This window comes from Mongoliibacter sp., from assembly GCF_007692705.1.
GTDB lineage: Bacteria > Bacteroidota > Bacteroidia > Cytophagales > Cyclobacteriaceae > Mongoliibacter.
Genome location: NZ_REBN01000058.1, coordinates 1 through 4,946 on the forward strand (window position 1 = coordinate 1; position 4,946 = coordinate 4,946).

At 38.3% G+C, this 4,946-nt stretch carries 6 protein-coding genes; 2 read left to right on the top strand and 4 right to left on the bottom strand.

The genetic code is table 11. The features are described 5' to 3' along the window. The 3 genes from EA341_RS00975 to EA341_RS00985 form a co-directional block, all read right to left on the bottom strand. Positions 1–1,113, bottom strand: a 1,113-nt coding sequence (locus EA341_RS00975) for a phage tail sheath family protein (protein WP_293010809.1), incomplete at its 3' end; no start/stop codon positions are given. Between the two features lie 30 nt (positions 1,114–1,143). Continuing rightward, a complete protein-coding gene (locus tag EA341_RS00980; protein ID WP_293010810.1) occupies positions 1,144–2,136 on the bottom strand; it encodes a hypothetical protein in 993 nt (330 codons plus the stop codon). A 1-nt stretch (position 2,137) separates the two neighbouring features. Continuing rightward, the gene (locus EA341_RS00985; protein WP_293010811.1) at positions 2,138–2,713 is read right to left on the bottom strand and encodes a DUF4255 domain-containing protein; all 576 of its coding nucleotides are present in this window, start codon (positions 2,711–2,713) and stop codon (positions 2,138–2,140) included. 172 nt (positions 2,714–2,885) lie between these two features. Here EA341_RS00985 and EA341_RS00990 point away from each other — a divergent pair, with 172 nt between their 5' ends. Then, positions 2,886–3,239, top strand: a complete 354-nt coding sequence (locus EA341_RS00990) for a hypothetical protein (RefSeq protein WP_293010812.1) — start codon at positions 2,886–2,888, stop codon at positions 3,237–3,239. A 224-nt stretch (positions 3,240–3,463) separates the two neighbouring features. Here the strand turns inward: EA341_RS00990 and EA341_RS00995 are convergent, their stop codons facing one another. Beyond that, positions 3,464–3,904 (bottom strand): Rrf2 family transcriptional regulator, encoded by a 441-nt coding sequence (locus EA341_RS00995; RefSeq protein ID WP_293010813.1) that lies wholly within the window; start codon positions 3,902–3,904, stop codon positions 3,464–3,466. Between the two features lie 352 nt (positions 3,905–4,256). Here EA341_RS00995 and EA341_RS01000 point away from each other — a divergent pair. Next, positions 4,257–4,946, top strand: a 690-nt coding sequence (locus EA341_RS01000) for a Crp/Fnr family transcriptional regulator (protein WP_293010814.1), incomplete at its 3' end; no start/stop codon positions are given.

Genomic DNA, 4,946 nt, shown 5'->3' on the forward strand with positions numbered 1-4,946 from the left:
TACCACTGCATTAAGTCCTACATTAGCAGGTGCTTTCCATACGCCTCTGCTGTTGTCCACCATAGTGAATATACCTGCCATTGCCGGTCCGGCAGGAAGAAGGTTCATCACTACCCTGATTTCATCAAGAAGTGCTGCATAAGTTGGACTTGTAGCCAATAGCCCCAAGTGATGGTTGCTTTCTTTATTTTTGATGTACCCAGGAAGAAGTCCGTTTATTTCTTCTTCAGACAATTCTGCTCTGTCCGCTTTGAGTTGAGCTGTAAACTCCTCTGGATTTTTCGGGAAAGCTTCAAGAAGGCTTTGAGCCCTGGATTCAGGAAGGATTTCAGATAGATTCACCGTTTCATCAAAGTTTTTGAAAGTGATCTCACCCTTTTGGACAATATTGGTTTCTAGCCATGGGTAATACGCTGCTGCATAGCTCAGGTATTCAGTCCCGATTTTCTCTCTGAAAATCTTGACATTGTCCTCTTCGCCATCATCCCTGCTGTTGTATCCGTCATACACATCAAGAATAGCCACCCTGTTCTGCATTTTTGCACAATGGGCAAGCATTTGCTTGTAGATTTCATAGGAATCAGCCTCCAAGGCAACGGCATCAGGGATCACCACCATAGTAGGCTCCAATTCCTTGACAAGTTTCAATAGACCACCTTCAATAGGCTTCCCATTTTCACCTTTACTTGTTCCAAGTAATTCGTCTTTTTTGATTTCAATTCCATCTTTTCCTGCATAAGTTCCTACCGAAACGATGTAACAGGTTCCTCCCCCGTTCATATAAAACAGACGGATGCTGTTGTACAGGTAAACAAGGTTATTGTCTTTGTACTTGATGGTTTTTTCCTTACCATCAATGGTTACAGTGTTTTTATCGCCTGCCTGTGTATCGTCAAGGGTGAATTTGGGGTTAAACCCACCTCCGAAAAGCTCAAGGTAGTCGGCAAATGAAGTGATCCGGGTCGGTTTGTTGACCAGAGATTTCCCGTTTTTGGAAGCTCTTTCCGTGTACCCGACAAATGCGGGAATAGCGGTAGAGACTTCAACAACGGAGCCTGGGAATGCATTTTTCTCTTCAATGTAAACTCCCGGGGTCATGAGATTTTGTGCCATAATGAATTGTTTGTTAGTGTGATAAATTTGTTATATAAAAATATGTGAGTATAAAACTCCTATATTGTCTGCGTTTCGATGGAGTTGATCTGGTTTTGCTTCAGGCAATTGTTTGAAAATGAGTTTGTCCTTTTCCTTTCCTTCTTTTGATTTTTCCAAGACCTGAAACCGTCTGGTCAAATCCAATCTGAAGGGTATTTCGGTTTCAGATTCAAAACATTTCACCTTCCAATCAGGATTTATTTCAAATTCCCCTTCCTTGAAGCGGATTCCATTATCCTGGGTATCTGTAATGCTCAACTCAGAGAATTTTTCAAAGACCTTATCTGCCAGGATATATTTCCAAATCGTTTCCCTGTTTTTAAACCTGATCTGTAAGTTTGCCAACTGTTTCGTTTTCATATAAGCGACATATAGCTGATGAACCTCAAGGGCAATCAAACCAAAAGGTTTTTTCTCCATTCCTGCCCTTGGTTTATAAAAGGCCTCCTTTTTTTTGTTTTTTTCTACATAGAATACCTTTTCACTGGTATCGTTTATCAGTCCCGAGAAATGCCTGAGTTCCAAAACAGGTTCTTGATCTTCCCATACCTGATATGCTTTATCATTGATTTTTGAGGTGATTTCTTTGACAGTTTCTCTATTGATTATATCGATGCAGTCTTCTTTGGAAACATACTCACCATGCTGCAGAGTATTTGGACTGTTATTGTCCCCGCCATTTGTGAAAAAGAAAATTTCGGTTTTCGGACTGAATTCCTGGCCAAAATCTGTGTAAATGAAAAATTCAGGATCTTTAGGAGATATTCTCAGTAAGATAATTGCCTGCTCATCACGAAGAAGCTCAATATCCGAACACAGAATGCTTATACCTCCAAATCCAGGTTTTACCAGAATCTGAAGGTTCTCCATCAATATTGATGTTTCATTTGTCCAGTTTACAGAAAATCCGTTGAATTTATCGGCTCCATAATAGTGATGAAAGAAATCTATGCTGGCTATATGGAGGTAGTGTTGGACCATATCAATCAGGATTCTGCGATCCGGTAGCTGAAATCACCGGCGTAATGGATCTAATCGGTGTATTGTCAAAAATCACCAAGCCTACTTTGTAAATAGCAGAAGGCAACACTTTTGACCCGATGGCAGACCAAACCTGACTGAGGTTATCGTAGGAAAGATTACTGAGTTCAAAGGATAACTTGTCCATTTTCATGGAAAGCCCCTGGATGTTTCCAAGGTTAATAATTCTATTCTGATGAAAAAAACTAATCGTCTGAGAGAGGTAGTTTAACCCTTCTAAATAATTTTCGCTTTTGAAATTTGCACAAAATACAAGCTGAAGATTCAAGTAAAGTGGGGCAAATTTATCCATCATACCGGAAGAGCTCCCTCCCATTCTTCCATTTTTATTTTTGAGTATGGTTTCCTGTTCAATAGAAAGTAAAAAGCAAATGATTCTGTTCTCGAGTTCAACCTGAGAAGAGGAAGCGCTATCCGGGAGGTTAGATACCACAACTTTATTTTCAGAAACTCCATTTTGATTTTTGAAGTTCTGATTTAAAAGATCACTTATGTGAACGAGTAAAATATCAATCATCTGATCTTGTGAAAATTGTGAAAACCACTAAATCTAAATATGGGTAGGGTGATTTTATTTAGCTTAGGGAATGCCTATATTACAGAAACAAATGGCCGTAAACAAGTAATATTACACAATTACAGGTTGGGTGATGTTAACCTGATCACCAAAATTTCTAAAAAAAACTTTTATGCATACAATATATCCTTTTGCACTGACAATAATCGCTTTGATAATATTTCTTATTATTAGAAAAAATCAGCAAGCAAAATCTTATTTCCATGAAGAAAATATCAATCGCTTAAAACTGGAGAAAAAGGAAATGGAAAAGGAGCTGACTGACAAGGATTCAACAATTGAACATTTGGAAAAAGACCTGATCGAAACGAGGAAAAGCCAGCTTGAATTGTCAGAAAAAAACGGCTCTTTGACTGACGAAAATGAAGCCTTAAGGAAGTTGCTTTCCGAACTTAAAATAAAAAAAGAAGAAAAAAGCGAGGATGTCATTGTGGAGTACATTTTCAAACAGGACGATCAAAAATGAAAATCACAGACGCATTCCCAGCATAGATCGAACAGGGTAAGACCAATCTTAATCAGAACAAGATCCACTCGGTTATAATCGTAATGGAATCACTTGAGCTCATCAAGAGCAGATGGCCTTGGCATTTAGGCTATATGTGGATCAAATACTTCGAAATCACCCAAACTTATTCGTATAAAAACACCTGGACAAAATCGAAAAAATCTTGAAACTAAACAGGAATATCAAATGTCAAACCTTGCCAAAACGGTTTCCCCCCTTTCTACCTCTTCTGCCAATTGTTTCAAGGACTTTTTCGTAAGCATATTAACCACATGAGAGCGGACTTTCTTGATTTCATGGTGTAAAGGACATGGGTTCGTTTCTGAACACTCCTTTAATCCTAGACTACAACCATGAAACAAGCCGTCTCCGTCTAATACTTCAACGAGGTCCCTAAGCGTATACTTCTCATGCGCTTTATCTGCATAAAAACCTCCATTTGGACCCTTTTGAGAACCTACGATATTCTTTCTAACCAATTCCTGTAAAATCTTTGCAGTAAAAGGTTCTGGTGCATCCACATGTTCTGCTATCTCTTTTGCTCCGACTTTATTGCCTAAGAGGCTTTGCTTCCATATATAAATAACTGACTTGATTCCGTACTGGCAGGCTTTTGAAAACATATTGACACTATTTAGAAGCTAAATTAAGGATAAAAATATCTTTATTATTTAAAAATAGGAGAATCAGCCCTGCTTTTGTATAATTATTGGGTACATAGGTTGAAGAAAATTAAAAAAGAGGTTGAAACTTTGAGTAAAGCCCTTGGACCAAATGGAAGGTGGATCTTACAAATTTCATAGGCTTTGATTTTCTAAAATATTGGGGTAAGACCAGCTTTTTTTAGAACTAAAAAAATTTTCAAGTCTCAAACTCAAATAGGAAAATGAAAAAAAATCTACCAAATTGGAGCATCTGATAGTAATCAATTTGCCACCTCGGGATTGTCAAGCAATTCCACACTAACTTACATCCATGAATAACAGTGTAAATTGTAAAACATGTGAAACTACCTCCTGCCTAATCAAGCATTCTGGCGAAAAATGGCTTGAGAAATTGTCTCAGGTAAAAAACACACCCAACTACCCCAAAGGACAATTCATCTTCATGGAGGGAAGTTTGGTGATGGGTGCTTATTTTGTTTTAAAAGGAAAGGTAAAAGTGGTCAGCTCAAGTCTTGATGGAAAAGAGCATACGGTCAGACTGGCAAAGGAAGGTCACATCCTGGGACATACAGCAATTGGCTTGGAAAAATACAGTATAGGGGCAGTGACCCTGACTGAAGCACAGATCTGCTTTATCGATAACAAAAGCCTTCAAGCTGCCTTTATGGAAAATCCTCAATTTACATTTGAAGTCATGCGCTTTTATTCTAGAGAATTGAGAAAAAGTGAAATCAGGACCAAGTGTCTGTCAATGATGAACAACGAGGAAAAAGTGATAATGGGCTTACTATATATTGCAGACACCTACTTATCCGACCCAGAGGACAATCAAGTAGAAATCAACCTCAGCAGACTGGAAATTGCCCAAATCATCGGTACCAATTCAGAACAAGTAAGCAGGGTACTGACCTCATTGAAAAAAGATAGGCTGATTGAAACCCAAGAAAGAATCATACTTTTGAATGATATACAAAAACTCAAAGAAGCAATCAGCAATTAT